We start from the raw sequence: 16702 nt of genomic DNA on the forward strand, positions 1-16702 counted from the left end.
GAGAGCTCCCACCGCCGCGTCCGCGGCATCGTCTACAGTCGGCGCGATGCGAGGCCTCCACCTGACTGCCGACCTGTACCAGTGCCGATGCGACGACCGGCTGTTGCGCGATGCCGGGCAGCTGGGGCCCTGGTGCCGCCAGGCCGCCGAATCCGTCGGGCTTGAAGTGGAGCACGAGGTGTTCGCGACCGATCCGCAGCGATCCTCGGTCGCGCTGCTGCTGGCCGGCTCGCACGTGTGCCTGCACACCTGGCCCGGCGACCGCAGCGCCAGCGTCGACGTCTACCTCTCGCAGCCGGAGGTTGATCTTTCGGCCAAGGCACGGGGACTGATGTTCGCGCTGGTCCAGCGGCTGCAACCGGAGTGGACCGAGCAACGCTCGCTGGACCGGGGGGATGGGCAATGACCGAGGCGCAGGCGATCGTCCTGGCCGCCGGACGCGGCGAGCGCATGCGCCCGCTCACCGACCGTTGTCCCAAGCCGCTGCTGGAAGTGCGCGGCCGTCCCCTGATCGCCTGGCACCTGCAGGCACTGGCGCAGGCGGGGTGCCGCGACGTGGTGGTCAACACCGCGTGGCTGGGCGAGATGCTGGAAGAGAGACTGGGCGCCTCGTCGGAAGGCCTGCGCCTGCACTACTCGCACGAGGGCCGCGATTTCGGCGGCGCGCTGGAGACGGGTGGTGGCATCGCGCGTGCGCTGCCGCAGCTGGGCGAGGTGTTCTGGGTGGTCGCCGGCGACGTCTTCGTGCCCGGGTTCGGGTTCGCACCGGTGGCGCTCGAACGCTTCGCAGCGGGCGACAAGCTGGCCCACCTGTTCCTGGTGCCCAACCCGCCGCACAACCCGAACGGCGATTTTGCGTTGGACGACGACGGGCTGGCGCGCAACCAGGGTGCGCGACGCCACACGTATTCCACGATCGGCCTCTACCGGCGATCGTTCTTCGCCGAGCTGCCCGCGGGCAACCCGCAGGGACTGAAAGTCCCGCTCGCGCCGATGCTGCGCCGCGCGATGGACAATGGCTTGGTCAGCGCCGAACTGCACACCGGACCCTGGACGGATGTCGGCACGCCCGAGCGGCTGACCCAACTGAATGCACCATGAGCAACACCCTGTACGCCGAACGCCGCGCGCGCGTGGCCGCCAAGCTCGGCCGCGACGGCATCGCCATCGTGCCGACCGCTCCCGAGCGGCCGCGCAACCGCGACAGCGACTTCCTGTTCCGCCACGACAGCTACTTCTACTACCTCACGGGCTTCACCGAGCCGAACGCCTGGCTGGTGATCACCGGCGACGGACGCAGCACGCTGTTCTGCGCGCCCAAGGACCTGGAGCGCGAGATCTGGGATGGCTATCGCCTGGGTCCGCAGGCCGCGCCCGAGGTGCTGGGGGTGCAGGCCGCCCATTCCGTTGCGGAGCTGGACACGCTGATGCCGCGCCTCCTGGAGAACCGGGATGCGGTCTGGTATCCGTTCGCCATCCATGACGGCCTGGAGTCGCAGGTCGGCGGCTGGCTGAACCGCGTGCGGGCGCGGGTGCGCTACGGCGCCCTCTGCCCCGAGGAGCAGCACGACCTGTGTGCCGTGCTGGACGAGATGCGGCTGATCAAGGATGCGCACGAGCAGGACATCATGCGCCGCGCTGCACGCATCAGCGCGCGCGCCCATGTTCGGGCCATGCAGCTGTCCGCGCGCATGCTGCGCGACGGGCGCGACGTGCGCGAGTACCACCTCGATGCGGAGCTGCTGCACGAGTTCCGCATGGGCGGCTCGCAGTACCCGGCCTACAGCTCCATCGTGGCGGCCGGTGCCAACGCCTGCGTCCTGCACTACCGCGCGGACACGGCGCCGGTGCGCGCCGGCGAGCTGGTGCTGATCGATGCCGGCTGCGAGCTCGACAGCTACGCGAGCGACATCACCCGCACCTTTCCGGCCGATGGCCGTTTCACCGGTCCGCAGCGCGCGCTGTACGACCTGGTGCTGGCGTCGCAGGACGCGGCCGTGGCAGCGACCCGGGCCGGCGCGCGCTTCAACGATCCGCACGACGCGACCGTCAAGGTGCTGGCCCAGGGCATGCTCGACCTCGGGCTGCTCGACCGCAACAAGGTGGGCACGGCCGACGACGTGATCGACACGCGGGCCTATTTCCAGTTCTACATGCACCGAACCGGCCACTGGTTGGGCATGGATGTCCACGATTGCGGCAGCTACGTGGAGCCGACCCAGCTGGGGGAGGTCAGCGAGCGCAAGGATCCGTTGTCGGGCGAGGTCATCAGGAACCGGCCGAGCCGCATCCTGCAGCCGGGCATGGTGCTCACCATCGAGCCCGGGCTCTACGTGCGTCCCGCCGAAGGCGTGCCGGAAGCCTTCCACCACATCGGCATCCGGATCGAGGACGACGCGATCGTCACCGCCGACGGCTGCGAGCTGATCACCCGCGACGTCCCGGTCCGGGCCGACGAGATCGAAGCCCTGATGCGGGGTTGAGACCGGTCCTGGAGTGTGCGCACGGCGAGGACCCGCGGTGGTCCGGCCGCGCCGGCGACCCTGGTGGCAAGCGCCGCAGCGCGGCGCAGCTCCAAGACCGGTCAGCTATCGATAGCTTAGTCGAATCGAATTGGCGAACGTGATTGCGAATCACTAACATCTGGGCTCGATCAAGGAGCCCTCATGACACGTCTCGCACGCGCCCACCTTCCGATGCTCAAGAAGACCGGCAGCTACTACGTGATGCACATCGTGGTCGCCTCGCTGGTCGCCTATGCCGTGACCGGCAGCCTCACCATGGCCGTGACGCTCAGCCTGCTGGAGCCCACGGTGCAGGCCGTCGCCTTCTTCTTCCACGAGAAGGCCTGGCAGCGCCGGGCCGAACGCGCCGGCGCGACCGCACAGCCGGCGCCGCAGACCGCCTGACCCCGCCCTGTGAGGGCCGCGTTCCCCGAGGTCTACAATCGCGGCCCCACAACGGCGCCCGGCCGAATCGGCCGCTGTGACGCCCAGGAGACTCGATTCCCATGACCTCCCCCTCCTCGGCGAACGCCGAACAGAAACGGGCGCAGCTGCGCCAGGCCGCCCTCGAGTACCACGAGTACCCGGCGCCCGGCAAGATCTCGATCGCCGCCACCAAGCAACTGATCAACCAGCACGACCTCGCGCTGGCCTACTCCCCCGGGGTCGCCGCGCCCTGCGAGGAAATCGTCAAGGACCCCGCCGCCGCCTTCCGCTACACCGCACGGGGCAACCTCGTGGCCGTCATCACCAACGGCACCGCGGTGCTGGGCCTGGGCGACATCGGCCCGCTCGCCTCCAAGCCGGTGATGGAAGGCAAGGGCGTGCTGTTCAAGAAGTTCGCCGACATCGACGTCTTCGACATCGAGATCAACGAGAAGAACCTGGACAAGCTGGTCGACGTCATCGCGGCGCTGGAGCCGACCTTCGGCGGCATCAACCTCGAGGACATCAAGGCGCCGGATTGCTTCTACGTCGAGCGCAAGCTGCGCGAGCGGATGAAGATCCCGGTCTTCCACGACGACCAGCACGGCACCGCGATCGTGGTGGGCGCGGCCATCATCAACGGCCTGAAGGTGGTGGGCAAGGACATCCGCAAGGTCAAGCTCGTCACCTCGGGCGCCGGCGCTGCGGCGCTGGCCTGCCTGAACCTGCTGGTCAAGCTGGGCCTGCCGCGCGAGAACATCTTCGCCACGGACCTGGCCGGCGTGGTGTACGAAGGGCGCACCGAACTGATGGACGACGACAAGCGGCAGTTCGCCCGCAAGACGTCGGCCCGCACGCTGGCCGAGGTGGTGGAAGGCGCGGACATCTTCCTGGGCCTGTCGGCCAGCGGGGTGCTCAAGCCCGAGATGGTCAAGACCATGGCCAAGGACCCGCTGATCCTGGCGCTGGCCAACCCCAATCCGGAAATCATGCCGGACGAGGCGAAGGCGGTGCGGCCCGATGCGATCCTGGCGACCGGTCGCACCGACTTCCCCAACCAGGTCAACAACGTCCTGTGCTTCCCCTACATCTTCCGGGGAGCGCTGGATTCGGGCGCGACGACGATCACCGACGAGATGGAGATTGCCGCCGTCCACGCGATCGCCGAGCTCGCCCAGGCCGAGCAGAGCGAGGTGGTCGCCGCCGCCTACGCCGGCCAGCAGCTGTCGTTCGGCGCGGACTACCTGATCCCGAAGCCGTTCGACCCCCGGCTGATGATGAAGATCGCGCCGGCCGTGGCACTGGCCGCGGTCGAGAGCGGTGTGGCCCTGCGCCCGATCAAGGACATGGATGCCTACCGCGAGAAGCTCCAGAGCTTCGTCTACGCGTCCGGCACCACCATGAAGCCGATCTTCACGGCCGCCAAATCGGGCAAGAAGAAGCGGGTGGCCTATTCCGAGGGCGAGGAAGAGCGGGTGCTGCGTGCCGCGCAGATCGTGGTGGACGAGGGGCTGGCGCGGCCCACCATCATCGGCCGGCCGGCCATCATCGCCCAGCGGATCGAGAAGTTCGGCCTGCGGCTGCAGCAGGGACGCGACTACGACGTGGTCAACGTCGAGCAGGACGACCGCTACCGCGATTTCTGGCAGACCTACCACCGGATGACCGACCGCAAGGGCGTGACCGTCCAGATGGCCAAGATCGAGATGCGCCGGCGCCTGACGCTGATCGGCTCGATGCTGCTGCACAAGGACCAGGTCGACGGCCTGATCTGCGGCACCTGGGGCACCACCAACATCCACCTGCAGTACATCGACCAGGTCATCGGCAAGCGGCAGGGCGTCAACACCTACGCCTGCATGAACGGGCTGATGCTGCCGGGCCGGCAGGTGTTCCTGGTGGACACCCACGTCAACTACGATCCGACCGCCGCCCAGCTGGCCGAGATCACGGTCATGGCGGCCGAGGAGATGATGCGGTTCGGCCTGAAGCCCAAGGCCGCATTGCTGTCGCATTCCAATTTCGGCTCGAGCAACCAGCCCAGCGCCGTCAAGATGCGCGAGACGCTGGGCCTGCTGCGCGAGCAGGCGCCCTGGCTCGAGGTCGACGGCGAGATGCACGGCGACGTCGCGCTGGACGGCGCCGCGCGCGACCAGCTGATGCCGCACAACACGCTGTCGGGCGACGCCAACCTGCTGGTGCTGCCCAACATCGACGCCGCTAACATCTCCTACAACCTGCTGAAGACGGCCGCCGGCGGCAACATCGCGGTCGGCCCCGTCCTGCTGGGCGCCGCCAAACCGGTGCATATCCTGACAGCCAGCACCACGGTGCGCCGGATCGTCAACATGACGGCGCTGACGGTGGCCGACGCCAACGCCGGCCGGTAAAGCGGGACGCGACAGCAGGCACTTACTCATCGACCCGCCGCCGGGTCGCCGAAAGCCCTTCGCGCCTGCCCAAAAATTGGGCAGGCGCTTGCCTTTTGTGACCGGATCGTTCACACTAGCGCGCTGAATTTTTCGGGTTTACCCGGTGACCTCGACAGTCCCGGCGCGGCCCGGAAAGGCGTCCACAGGTCTCCCCGGAAGGTCCCTCCCCGTTTCCATGGCGCGATTTGCTGCCCTCAAGCTGGCGCTCACCAGCTTCTTGTTCGCAGCCGCGTTCACCGGACCAGCTCCGGCGGAAGCGAAGGGCCCGGCCGAACGTTCCGCCGGCGGCGCACCGTCCACCATCCGGGTGGTCGAGTTGCCAAGGCAGGGCCGGGAAACCTTCGAACTGATCCGCCAGGGCGGACCGTTCCCGTACGACAAGGACGGCTCGGTGTTCGGGAACCGGGAGCGCCTGCTTCCGGTCCACCAGCGCGGCTACTGGCGCGAGTACACCGTGAAGACGCCGGGTTCGCGCGACCGGGGTGCCCGGCGCATCGTGTGCGGCGGCCCTCCCCGGACCCCGGACGCCTGCTACTACACCGCTGACCATTACGCCAGTTTTCGCAAAATTGTGGAGTAAGCCCTGACATGAAGCGGGACGTGTTTTTGACCATGGAAAGAGACGCGGAGATGGACAAGCCCCTTCGCCCTGACATCAACGAGACACCTCTGAAAGGGGTGCGCAGCAACATCGTGCAGTCGATCCGCGCGTTCCGCGTGCAGGACCTGCAGGATTCCGCTCGCTCGCTGGGCCAGCATTTCCTGTACGCCAACCTGGCCAATGCCCAGAGCAAGCAGGACGTGCTCGACCTGATCGCGCAGCAGTTCATGCTGCCGACCCACTTCGGCAAGAACTTCGACGCGCTGTACGACTGCATGACCGACCCGGTCCACAAGTCGGGCCCGCAGCCGGGCTTCATCGTGGTGCTGGAGCAGATCCCCGCGACCGCCAAGTTCGACAAGGAAGCGCGCGAGCAGCTGCTGGACATCTTCCGCGACACCGCCGACTACTGGGCGGACCGGAAGATTCCATTCCGGTGCTTCTATTCTTTTCTGTAGCCCGTTCTGCACAAGCCGGCCAAGCAGAACGGGCCAACGAGGCCCCAGGCACCGAACCCGTCGTGGCAGCTCCCGCTGTCACGGAAACCGGGGAGAAGATGCCGACCGACAAGCTGGTGGACGTGTCTCCGCTGGCCCTGCGCATGAGCAGCCCCTTCAATGCGGGTTACTGGCTCGACGCCGCCTGAGCGAACATCCGCCAGACACCAGAGGCCGGGGCGACCCGGCCTTTTTCATTGCCCCTGCGCCCGGGCCAGCGCGACGAATTGCGCCACCGGCACCTCTTCCGCCCGGCGCTGCAGGTCGAACCCGCCCGAGAACCCCTTCTGCTCCAGCCAGCGGCCCAGCGAGTGGCGCAGCAGCTTGCGGCGCTGGCTGAAGGCCACCTGCACGATCTCCGAGAGCAGGCGGACGTCGACGGGCTCCGGCTCGGCATGGGGCACCATCCGCACCACCGCGCTGTCCACCTTCGGCGGCGGCTCGAACGCGGACGGGGGCACGAACAGCACGTCCTCCATGGCGTAGCGCCACTGCAGCATCACCGACAGCCGGCCGTAGTCGGCGGTGGCGGGCCGGGCGACCATGCGGTCGATCACTTCCTTCTGCAGCATGAAGTGCTGGTCCTGCACCACCGCGACATGGTCCAGGAGGTGGAACAGGATCGGGGTGGAGATGTTGTAGGGCAGGTTGCCGACCACCCGCAGCTTCGGCGCGCCCAGGGTCGCGGCGAGTGCACCGAAGTCCACCTTGAGCACGTCCGACTCGACCACCCGCAGCTGCGGGTGCTGCCGCAGGCGCGCGGCCAGGTCGCGATCGAGTTCCACCACCGTGAGCCGGCCCAGCCGCTCCACCAGCGGCTGCGTCAGTGCGGCCAGCCCCGGTCCGATCTCCACCATCGGCTCGCCGGGGCGCGGCGCGATCTCGCGCACGATCGCATCGATGATGGCGTCGTCGGCCAGGAAGTGCTGGCCGAACCGCTTGCGTGGAACGTGGGCCATCGGTGGACGAGCCGCGCCGCCGTCAGATCGGCGACTCGCGCATCTCCACGAAGGCGCGGCCGCGCACTTCCTGCGCCCAGGTGGCGTAGGCCTCGTCCAGCTTCTTCTCGCGCACGATGTTGCGAAGCAGCTCGCGCTGCTCCCGGGGCGACAGCTTCGCCGTGCGACGCTCGAGCAGCTGGATCAGGTGCACGCCGAAGCGGGAGACGAGCGGCTCGGACACCTCGCCCGGCGCCAGGGCGTTCATCGCATCCTCGAACTCGGGCACGTACGAGCCCGGGTTGGCCCAGCCCAGGTCGCCACCGCGCGAGGCGGTGCCGTCCTGCGAGAACTCGCGGGCCAGCTGGGCGAAGTCGGCCTGGCCGGCCGTGATGCGCCGACGCAGGTCGGCCAGGCGCTCGCGCGCCGCCGTCTCGGACAGCCGCGCCCCGGTGCGCAGCAGGATGTGCCTGGCATGGCTCTGCGTGACCGTCGTCGGCAGCTCGCCCTGGCGCTTCTCGACGACCTTGAGCACGTGGAAGCCGGCGCCCGAGCGCACCACCTGGCTGACACCGCCCTGGGGCAGCGCCTGCACCGCCTCCAGGAACAGCGGCGGATAGCGGTCGGCCGCGCGCAAGCCCATCACACCGCCGTTGCTGGCGGCGCCGGGCGCATCGGAGGCCTCACGGGCGAGCGCCGCGAAATCCTCGCCGGCGCGGGCGCGCTCCTGCACGCGCTGGGCCTTGGCCAGCAGTTCGCGCACCTGCTGCTCGGAGGCGTTTTCCGGCACCGCCACCAGGACCTGCGCCAGGTTGAGCGCGCTGGAGGCGGGATCGGCGGCGGCGGTCTGCTGGTCGCGCAGGTACTGGTCGATGTCGGCATCGGTGACGCGCACCCGCGACTCCACCTCGCGATCGCGCAGGCGCCCCAGCAGCAGCTGGTTGCGCAACTCCTCGCGGAACGTCGCCGTCGGCACGCCGTCCGCTTGCAGGCGGCGGCGCAGGTCCGCCACCGACATCTCGTTCTGCCGCGCCACGTTCGCCTCGGCCTGGTCGACCATCGCCTCGTCGACGCGGATGCCGCTCTCACGCGCGACCTGCAGCTGCGCCTTCTCGCTGATCAGGCGATCGAGCACCACGCGCGCCAGTTCGCCGCGCGGCGGAATGGAAGCCCCCTGCTGCGCCAGCTGCTGCTCGAAGCGCTGGAGCCGCGCGCGCAGTTCGTTGTTCGTGATCGGCTCGGAGTTGACGACGGCCACGATGAAATCGGCCGGGCGCGGTCCGCTGTCTGCGCGCGGGACCGGCGCGGGCCCGGGCAGCTGGGGGCTGACGCGCAGCTGCGCCGACGCCGGCAGGGCGGCGACGGTGCAGGCGAACACGAGGGCGAGGGCGCGGGGTCTCATCGTGGCGGGAGTCTCAGTCGTAGTTGCTGAACCGGCTGGGTTCGGACGCGGCGCCGGGGTCGCGCAGGAGCTGGTAACGCGGGATATTCTGGCGCAGCGGCTGCAGCACGCTGGAGCCGAGCCGGCTGAAGCCGACGAACTCCAGCTGGAACAGGATACGCGTGTTGGCACTGACGGTGCTGCTCTGCAGCCGCTCCAGCGCGATGCGGCCGATCCAGCAGCAGGCGTCGTATTCCAGCCCCAGGATGGTGTCCACCAGACGGCGGTCCTTCATGCTGTAGTTCAGCCGTCCCACGCTGTACCAGCGGCCGGGGCCCTGGCCGCGGCCGGGCCCAAGGTCCTGGCCGCGGTCGCCCCACAGGTCGTTGATCGGCCATTGCCAGCCGACGTCGAGCTGCTCGCTCTGCCCGCGCTGCAGGCGGTAGGCGGCGCTGATCACCCGGTAGTTGCTGGGGTTGTAGCGCCCGCCCAGCGTGATGCGCTCGGAGCGGCTGGTCTTGGGGTTGTACTGCACCGTCGTCTCGGCGGTCCAGCGCGGCGACAGGCTCACGCCCGCGCCGAACAGCAGGTCGGACAGCCGCTCGCTGATCGCTTGCCCGCCGGGCAGGGTGACCAGCTGATCCTTGAACCGCAACCGCTGCGCCAGCGCGAACCGCATCGCTTCGGCGCCCGAGTCCGGATCGATCAGGCGGGTGGTGGCGCCGACCGTGAGCAGGTTGTTGTCGGCGATGCGGTCGTTGCCGCCGAACGCGTTCTCGGTGTAGATCGTGGCGAAGTTGAAATCGTTGAAGCCGGAGTCATAGTTCGGCAGCCGGTTCTGCTCCCGAAACGGTGTGTAGACGTAGAAGGCGCGCGGCTCCAGCGTTTGAACGAAGCTGCGTCCGAAGAAGTTCGCCGGCCGCTCGAAGATCAATCCGCCGTCCAGGCTGTAGATCGGCAGCGTGCGCGTGGCCGTGGTCTGCCCGCCGGCCAGCGGCTCGTCGAAGCTGTACTGCGTGCTGTGCAGTTGCATCCGCGGCGTGAAGAACCAGCCAGGCGCCTGCCACGGCCGCTCGATGCGCCCCAGCACGAAGCTGCGCTGCGCATTCGGCTGCAGCGTGAGGGCACGGTCCGCCTGGAAGCGCGTGGTGTCCGCCTCGACCGAGGCGACCAGCCCGACCGGCAGATCCTCGCGCGTGTACCGCGTCATCAGCTGCGGCATGCGGTCGTACGGCGGGACGATGGGAGCCGTCACGTCCTGCAGCGTCTGCCACTTCAGGGCCCGCGCCATGCTGTACCAGCGCCCGTTCGGGCTGCCCCAGCTGATGGCGCCGTCGCTGCCGAGCAGCCGCTGCGTCAGCGTCGCACTGTTGCGGCTGAAGTCACGCCAGTAGTTGTCGTCGCTGACGCGGTTCAGGTTCAGGTTCAGCCCCACGCCGCCGTACTGGGCGCTGCTCAGGAGCGCTCCGTCGTGCCGGTAGCTGTAGCTCCAGCGGGTCGCACCGTCGCGCCGCTGGTCGTCCGGCATCACGTTCGCCCGCAGCGTTCCCGCGTAGCCCGGCTCCAGGTAGCGGAACTCCGCTCCCAGGTCCATCCCCCGCTTGGACATCAGCGTCGGGTACAGGGTCAGGTCCCGGTTGGGCGCGATGTTCCAGTAGTACGGCTGGCGGTACTCCAGGCCGTTGATGCTGTCGATCCCGATCGTGGGCGGCAGGAAGCCGGACTTGCGCTTGTCGCTGAGCGGGAACGTCAGCGCCGGCACCGGCAGCACGGGCACGCTGAAGAACGTGAGCAGCGCGCCGGTGGCGGTGCCGACGTCTTCCTCCTGGTCGATGCGGATGCCGGAGGCGCGCAGGATCCAGTCGGGCGTCCAGCCCGGCAGGTCCTCCGGGCGGCAGGTGGTGTACGTTGCGTTGCGGATCACCGCGCGCTGGTCGTCGATGAAGTCGACCCGGTCGGCCCGGCCATAAGCCCCGTTGCGCAGGAAGCGGTAGCGCGGCTCGTTGAAGAAGCCTTCGAACGCGTCGACCTTCAGCTCGAGCAGGGTGCCGTCGAAGGTGTTGCCCGCGCGGTTGATGTGCACATTGCCGCGCGCCCGCGCCAGATCATCAGGCTGGTAGTACTCGAGCCGGTCCGCGCGGATCACCGTGTCGCCCTTGCGCAGCTCGGCGCCCCCTTCCACGATGGTGTCCAAGTCGGTGCGTCCAGAGATCCGGTCGCCCTGCACGAAGGTGGGCAGCTGCTTGCGCACCACGGACGGAATCTGCTCGCGCAGCTGCGGCGTCGGTTGCAGCAAGACGCCCGGGCTGGCCTGGGACGGAGGTTCCGCCTGCGCGTGGGCGGTTCCGTGCAGCAGCGCCAAGGCGGCCAGGGCAAGCGGGGTCGGCTCGAAACGTCTGCGCGCGATCCGGATGGGGTTCAAGGGCGTCGGGAGGAAGGGGCGCGAATCGCGGGGGTCAGCGGCAGGGGCGTTTGTAGAATGGATTATCCATGAGCGATCCCCTGTCTTCCCCGGCGCCTGGCGCCGGCGCCTCGCCGGGCGTGACCTGGTCCGATCCCGAACGCGAACGCGCTTTCCACGCATGGCTCGGCGGCATCGCCGGTGCCCACGGTCTCGATCCCGCCACCGTGCGTCCGGCCTCGGCCGACGCCAGCTTCCGCCGCTACCTGCGGGTGGACGGGCGCGAGGGCAGCCGCATCGTGATGGACGCGCCGCCGGACAAGGAAGACTGCCGCCCGTTCGTCAAGGTGGCGGGACTGATGGCGGATGCCGGCCTGCACGTGCCGCGCATCCTGGCGTGGGACGAGCCGCAGGGCTTCATGCTGCTGGACGATCTCGGACGTCAGACCATGATCGAGGTGGTCGAACGGCAGCAGCCGTCGGCCAACCAGCCCCTGTACCTGCGCGCCGTCGACGCCCTCATCGCCTGGCAGCTCGCTTCGCGCCCCGGTGTCCTGCCCGCCTACGACGAGGCGCTGCTGGCGCGCGAGCTGTCGCTGTTTCCCGACTGGTACCTTGCCCGGCACCGCGGCGTCACGCTGGAGGGCAAGCGGCGCGAGACGCTGGACGCGATGTTCCGGCTGATCGTGCAGCGCAATCTCGCTTCGCCGACCGTGTACGTGCACCGCGACTTCATGCCGCGCAACCTGATGATGCCGGCGTCACCCGCCGAGCCGCGGCTGGGCGTGCTGGACTTCCAGGATGCGGTGCACGGCCCGGTGACCTACGACATCGCCAGCCTGATGCGCGACGCCTTTCTCAGCTGGGACGAGGAGTTCGTGCTCGACATCACGGTGCGCTACTGGGAAAAGGCGCTCAAGGCCGGCTTGCCCGTCGACCCCGACTTCGGCGAGTTCTACCGCGCGGTCGAGTGGATGGGGCTGCAGCGGCACCTGAAGGTGGCCGGCATCTTCGCGCGCCTGACGCTGCGCGACGGCAAGCCCAAGTACCTCGCCGATGCGCCCCGGTTCATCGCCTACATCCGGGCGACGGCCGGGCGCTACCGGGAGCTGGCACCCCTGCTGCAGCTGATCGACGAGATCGAAGGCGCACAGGGCGTCAGCGGCTACGCGTTCGGGCGCATCTGAGCGCCATGCCGCGCCTGCACTGCCCGGTCGCGCTCGCGGAAGGCGCGACACTGGACCTGCCGCCCACCGCCGCGCGCCACGTGCAGGTGCTGCGCCTGCAGCCGGGCGACGCGGTCGCCCTGTTCGACGGCCAGGGCGGGGAGTGGTCCGCCACCATCGAGCGGATGGGCCGATCGCATGTGACGGTGCACGTCGGCCGCCACGATCCCGTGGAGCGTGAACCCGCGCGCGAAGTCCACCTCGCGGTGGGGGTGCCAGCCAACGAGCGGATGGACTGGCTGGTGGAGAAGGCTGCGGAACTGGGCGTCGCATCGCTGCAACCGCTGTTCACCGAGCGCAGCGTGGTCCGCCTGCCGGCCGAACGCGCCAGGAAGAAGCAGGAGCACTGGCAGGCGGTGGCGGCGGCTGCCTGCGAGCAGTGCGGCGGCAACCGGGTGCCGCAGGTCCATGCCCCGCGCGAGCTCGCCGGCTGGACACCGCCGGACGGCCTGGCCGCCTGGATGCTGTCGCTGTCGAACGCCGCGCTGCCGCTGGCGCAGCTGGCCGCCGGGCCCGGCCCGGTACTGCTGCTGTCCGGTCCCGAAGGCGGCCTGAGCCCGCGCGAGGAGGCGGCGGCGCAGGCGCGCGGATTCCGGCCGCTGTCGCTCGGGCCTCGCGTACTGCGGGCCGAGACCGCGCCTCTGGCCGCGCTGGCCGGCCTCACGCTGGCCGCATCGCCTGCCGGAGCCGGCTCGTGAACGCGCGCCTCTGGCTGCTCGCCGCCTGCCAGGGGCTGTACCTGACCAACAACGTCACCTTCATCGCCATCAACGGCCTGGTGGGGCTCGCGCTGGCGCCGCTCGGCTGGATGGCGACCTTGCCGGTGATGGCCTACGTGGTCGGCGGCGCGCTCTCGACGGGGGTGGTGGCGCGGACCCAGCACCGTTGGGGCCGGCAGCGTTCGTTCCAGGCGGGCCTGGCAGTGGCACTGCTGTCGGTGCTGCTGTGCGCCTACGCGGCCGCCAGCCGGCAGTTCTGGCTGCTTTGCGCCGCCACCGTCGTGGCCGGCTTCTACAACGCCAATGCCGGGCTCTACCGCTTCGCGGCGGCGGAACTGGTCGCTCCGGCCGCACGGGAAAAGGCGGTGTCGCTGGTGATGGCCGGCGGCCTGCTCGGGGCGATCCTGGGACCCAACCTGGCAGCGCACACGCGCGACCTGCTGCCAGTGCCGTTCGCGGGAGCGTACCTGTCGCTCGCCGGCGTGGCGCTGTTGGCGATGGCGCTGATGGCCTGCCTGCGCTTTCCGGCGCCCGCCGCGCCGGCGACCCTGCCGCCTGGCCGGCCGCTGCGCGAGATCATGCGGCAGCCGACCTTCATCGTCGCCGCGGCATCGGGTGCGCTCGGCTTCGGCGTGATGAACCTGCTGATGGCCGCCACCCCGATCGCGATGCAGCAGTGCGGGCTCCCGTTCGGCGATGCCGCACTGGTGCTGCAGTGGCACGTCATCGGCATGTTCGCGCCGGGGTTCTTCACCGGTTCGCTGATCAAGCGCTTCGGGCCGCTGCCGGTCATGGCGGCCGGGCTGCTGCTCAACCTGGGGTGTGTGGCCGTGGCGCTGTCGGGCACCGACCTGCACCAGTTCGTGGGGGCATTGTTCCTGCTGGGCGTGGGCTGGAACTTCCTGTTCACCGGCAGCACGACGCTGTCGCTCGCCACCTATCGGCCCGAGGAGCGGGACAAGGCGCAGGGTGCGCTCAATTTCCTGGTGCTGGCGACGCTGGCCCTCAGCTCGCTGGCCAGTGGCGTCCTGGTCACCACCCGGGGCTGGGCCCTGCTGAACTGGGGCTCGCTGCTGCCGCTGGCGATGACGGGGCTGGCGCTGGGCTGGCTGGCCCGGCGCGGGCGGGACACGCCAGCCGGGGCTGCCTAGAAGCGCTCGGCCAGCCAGCGCTGGAGCGCGTCGAACACGGGGCGGCTGTCGGCCTCGTTGAAGATCTCGTGGTACAGCTCGTCGAAGCAGTGGCACGTCACCCGCCGCGGCGGTGCGGTGGACGAGAACGCCCGGCTGCCCACCGGATCGACGAGCCGGTCGGCGCCGGCGTAGAGCAGCAGGGTCTCCACCGGCCACAGCGGCGCATGCGCCACCACGCGCGGGCCGCTTTCCGCGATGAACAAGGCCAGGCCGGCGCTGATGCGGTCGTGCACCAGCGGATCGCTGCGGTAGGCGGCCTCGACCGCCGGGTCGTGGGACAGCCAGCGCGGCTCCAGGCCATTGCCCACCCGCAGCCGCGGTGCGATGTGCGGCAGCACGCCCAGCAGCAGCTTCTGGAATCCGTTCAGCCGGGTGGCGAGCGCGGGGGACGACAGGATCAAGCCGTCGATCCGCGCGGGATGCGCGACGGCATAGCAGGCCGCGACGAGGCCCCCCAGGCTGTGCCCGAGCACCAGCACCGGGATGCCTTCAGGCGTGCGCGCCCGCACGCTGTCCACCATGTCGCCCAGGTCGTCCACCAGCCGCATCGGGCTGGGGAGGCCGCCGCGCACGCCGCCGGATTCGCCATGCCCGTACTGGTCGTAGCCGCGGACCGCGAAACCCCACTGGTTGAGGCGCCGGGCCACGTGCTCGTAGCGGCCGGCGTGCTCGCCCAGCCCGTGCACCAACACCACCACCCCGCGCAACTCGGCGCCCTCGGCCACCGGCCAGTCCTGCACGGCCAGGTTGTCGCCGTCGCTCGCCGTGAAGGTGGTCAGGGTGGAAGGCGGGACGGGCGCGCTCATGGAGGCCGCATCTTCACCCCAAGCCCGGCCGTTTTGCAACAGGGTGTTTCCGGGTCACCTCCGCCTGTCGACCGAGGCGCTGCCCTTCACGGCATCCTCGCGATCACCTCGGCCACGGCGGCGGTCAGCCGCTTGGCGTAGGGAACGTGGAGGAACTCGTTGGGCCCGTGCGCATTGCTGCGCGGGCCGAGCACGCCGCACACCATCATCTGGGAGGTCGGGAAGCCCTGGCTGAGCAGGTTCATCAAGGGAATGGTGCCGCCCTGGCCGATGAAGCCACACGGTGCGCCGAAGTGGGCACGCGACGCGGCGTGCAGCGCCTGCTCGAACCACGGCGCCGTGTCGGGTGCGTTCCAGCCGGTCGCGGCGCCGCCGGGCTCGAACGTCACGCGTGCCTGGTAGGGCGCGTTGTCCTCCAGCAGCGCCTGCAGCTCCTGCACCGCCGCGGCGGCGTCCACCAGCGGCGGCAGCCGCAGCGACAGCTTGAAGGCGGTGTACGGCCGCAGCACGTTGCCCGCGTCCTGCAGCGCCGGGAACCCGTCCGCACCGGTCACCGACAACGTCGGCGTCCAGGTGCGGTTGAGCAGCGCCTGCACCGGGTCGGTGGTGGTGGGCAGGGCCGACACGCTGGAGCCGCCGCAGTCGGCGTGCGCCCACGGAAATCGCTTGTAGACCTCGTCGCCCAGGATGGCCGCGGTGGCACGTGCCTGCTCCAGGCGTTCGGCCGGCACCTCGCAGTGGAAGCTGCCCGGCAGCAGCCGGCCGGTCTTGCTGTCCTCCAGGCGGTCGAGCACCTGCCGCATGATGCGGAAGCTCGAGGGCACCAGCCCGGAGGCATCACCGGAGTGGACGCCCTCGGTGAGGATCTGCACCTTGAGCGTGCCGGAGGCCATCCCGCGCAGCGAGGTCGTGAGCCACAGCTGGTCGTAGTTGCCGGCGCCCGAGTCCAGGCAGATCACCAGGCCGACCTCGCCCAACCGGGGACGCAGCGCATCGACGTAGGGCAGCAGGTCGTACGAACCCGATTCCTCGCAGGTCTCGATCAGGCCGACGATGCGCGGGTGCGGCACCTTCTGCGCCTTGAGCGCCTGGACAGCCGCGATGCTCGCGTACACCGCGTAGCCATCATCGGCAGCGCCACGGCCGTAGAGCTTGCCGTCCTCGTACTTGGGGGTCCACGGGCCGAGGTCCTGCCGCCAGCCGCTGAACTCGGGCTGCTTGTCCAGGTGGCCGTACATCAACACGGTCTGGCCCGCCCCGGCGCGGGTCGCGGGGATGTCGAAGAACAGCACCGGCGTGCGGCCCGGCAGCCGGATGATCTCGAGCGCGAGCCCCTCGACCTTCTGCGCTTCGACCCAGCTTGCGGCATTGCGCAGCACCGTGTCGATGTGGCCGTGCGCCGCCCAGTCCTGGTCGAAGCTCGGCGACTTCGCCGGGATGGCGACGTACTCGGTGATCTGCCGCAGGATGTCGCGGTCCCACTGGCTGCTGGCGTCCGCCAGTGCCCGGGCGGCATTCAGTTCGGCAGGAGGGAGTTCGCGGTGGAGCGGAGCGTTCATGGCAGGTGGGTGCGATTGG

General features: G+C 69.8%; 15 protein-coding genes. 10 read left to right on the plus strand and 5 right to left on the minus strand.

The features are described from left to right. Window positions 1–46: 46 nt before the first annotated feature. The 7 genes from VFE82_RS01725 (at window position 47) to VFE82_RS01755 (ending at window position 6421) form a co-directional block, all read left to right on the plus strand. The gene (locus VFE82_RS01725) at window positions 47–406 is read left to right on the plus strand and encodes an S-adenosylmethionine decarboxylase (RefSeq protein ID WP_324998507.1); all 360 of its coding nucleotides are present in this window, start codon (window positions 47–49) and stop codon (window positions 404–406) included. Next, window positions 403–1101: an N-acetylmuramate alpha-1-phosphate uridylyltransferase MurU gene (gene murU, locus VFE82_RS01730; RefSeq protein WP_324998508.1), complete on the plus strand. Its 699-nt coding sequence runs from the start codon at window positions 403–405 to the stop codon at window positions 1099–1101. The genes VFE82_RS01725 and murU overlap by 4 nt, the downstream gene beginning before the upstream one ends. Further along, entirely contained in the window at window positions 1098–2483 is a 1386-nt protein-coding gene (locus tag VFE82_RS01735; protein ID WP_324998509.1) for an aminopeptidase P N-terminal domain-containing protein, read from the plus strand. Before murU ends, VFE82_RS01735 begins: the two co-directional genes overlap by 4 nt. Before the next feature lie 183 nt (window positions 2484–2666). Continuing rightward, complete coding sequence (locus tag VFE82_RS01740) at window positions 2667–2909, plus strand: DUF2061 domain-containing protein (RefSeq protein WP_324998510.1); 243 nt, start codon at window positions 2667–2669, stop codon at window positions 2907–2909. Window positions 2910–3010: 101 nt separating this feature from the next. Continuing rightward, a complete protein-coding gene (locus tag VFE82_RS01745; RefSeq protein ID WP_324998511.1) occupies window positions 3011–5320 on the plus strand; it encodes an NADP-dependent malic enzyme in 2310 nt (769 codons plus the stop codon). Window positions 5321–5537: 217 nt separating this feature from the next. Further along, window positions 5538–5942, plus strand: a complete 405-nt coding sequence (locus VFE82_RS01750) for a ribonuclease (protein WP_324998512.1) — start codon at window positions 5538–5540, stop codon at window positions 5940–5942. Between the two features lie 50 nt (window positions 5943–5992). Beyond that, window positions 5993–6421 carry a barstar family protein gene (locus VFE82_RS01755; RefSeq protein ID WP_324998513.1) on the plus strand — a complete coding sequence of 143 codons (429 nt, stop codon included), beginning with the start codon at window positions 5993–5995 and terminating at the stop codon, window positions 6419–6421. Between the two features lie 233 nt (window positions 6422–6654). On the opposite strand, the gene rsmA is transcribed toward VFE82_RS01755, so the two are convergent. From rsmA to VFE82_RS01770, 3 genes are read right to left on the minus strand one after another with little or no spacing between them, the layout of a single operon-like run. Then, window positions 6655–7419 (minus strand): 16S rRNA (adenine(1518)-N(6)/adenine(1519)-N(6))-dimethyltransferase RsmA, encoded by a 765-nt coding sequence (gene rsmA, locus VFE82_RS01760; protein ID WP_324998514.1) that lies wholly within the window; start codon window positions 7417–7419, stop codon window positions 6655–6657. 22 nt (window positions 7420–7441) lie between these two features. Further along, on the minus strand, window positions 7442–8800 hold the full coding sequence (locus VFE82_RS01765) for a peptidylprolyl isomerase (protein ID WP_324998515.1): 1359 nt from the start codon (window positions 8798–8800) through the stop codon (window positions 7442–7444). Between the two features lie 13 nt (window positions 8801–8813). After that, window positions 8814–11363, minus strand: coding sequence for an LPS-assembly protein LptD (locus VFE82_RS01770; RefSeq protein ID WP_414708709.1), 2550 nt, complete (start codon window positions 11361–11363; stop codon window positions 8814–8816). Between VFE82_RS01770 and VFE82_RS01775 the strand changes: the two genes are divergently transcribed. The 3 genes from VFE82_RS01775 to VFE82_RS01785 are packed head-to-tail and all read left to right on the plus strand — an operon-like array spanning window position 11270 to window position 14276. Then, the gene (locus VFE82_RS01775) at window positions 11270–12367 is read left to right on the plus strand and encodes an aminoglycoside phosphotransferase family protein (RefSeq protein WP_324998516.1); all 1098 of its coding nucleotides are present in this window, start codon (window positions 11270–11272) and stop codon (window positions 12365–12367) included. The two genes, VFE82_RS01770 and VFE82_RS01775, sit on opposite strands and share 94 nt — an antisense overlap. 5 nt (window positions 12368–12372) lie before the next feature. Beyond that, window positions 12373–13104 (plus strand): 16S rRNA (uracil(1498)-N(3))-methyltransferase, encoded by a 732-nt coding sequence (locus VFE82_RS01780; RefSeq protein WP_324998517.1) that lies wholly within the window; start codon window positions 12373–12375, stop codon window positions 13102–13104. After that, on the plus strand, window positions 13101–14276 hold the full coding sequence (locus tag VFE82_RS01785) for an MFS transporter (RefSeq protein ID WP_324998518.1): 1176 nt from the start codon (window positions 13101–13103) through the stop codon (window positions 14274–14276). The genes VFE82_RS01780 and VFE82_RS01785 overlap by 4 nt, the downstream gene beginning before the upstream one ends. On the opposite strand, the gene VFE82_RS01790 is transcribed toward VFE82_RS01785, so the two are convergent. Both VFE82_RS01790 and VFE82_RS01795 read right to left on the minus strand, forming a co-directional pair. Beyond that, complete coding sequence (locus tag VFE82_RS01790; RefSeq protein ID WP_324998519.1) at window positions 14273–15124, minus strand: lysophospholipase; 852 nt, start codon at window positions 15122–15124, stop codon at window positions 14273–14275. The genes VFE82_RS01785 and VFE82_RS01790 overlap by 4 nt on opposite strands. An 86-nt stretch (window positions 15125–15210) precedes the next feature. Next, window positions 15211–16683, minus strand: a complete 1473-nt coding sequence (locus tag VFE82_RS01795; RefSeq protein ID WP_324998520.1) for a M20 family metallopeptidase — start codon at window positions 16681–16683, stop codon at window positions 15211–15213. Window positions 16684–16702 lie beyond the last annotated feature (19 nt).

This window comes from Ramlibacter sp., from assembly GCF_035655895.1.
In the GTDB taxonomy this organism is placed as follows: Bacteria; Pseudomonadota; Gammaproteobacteria; order Burkholderiales; family Burkholderiaceae_C; genus Ramlibacter.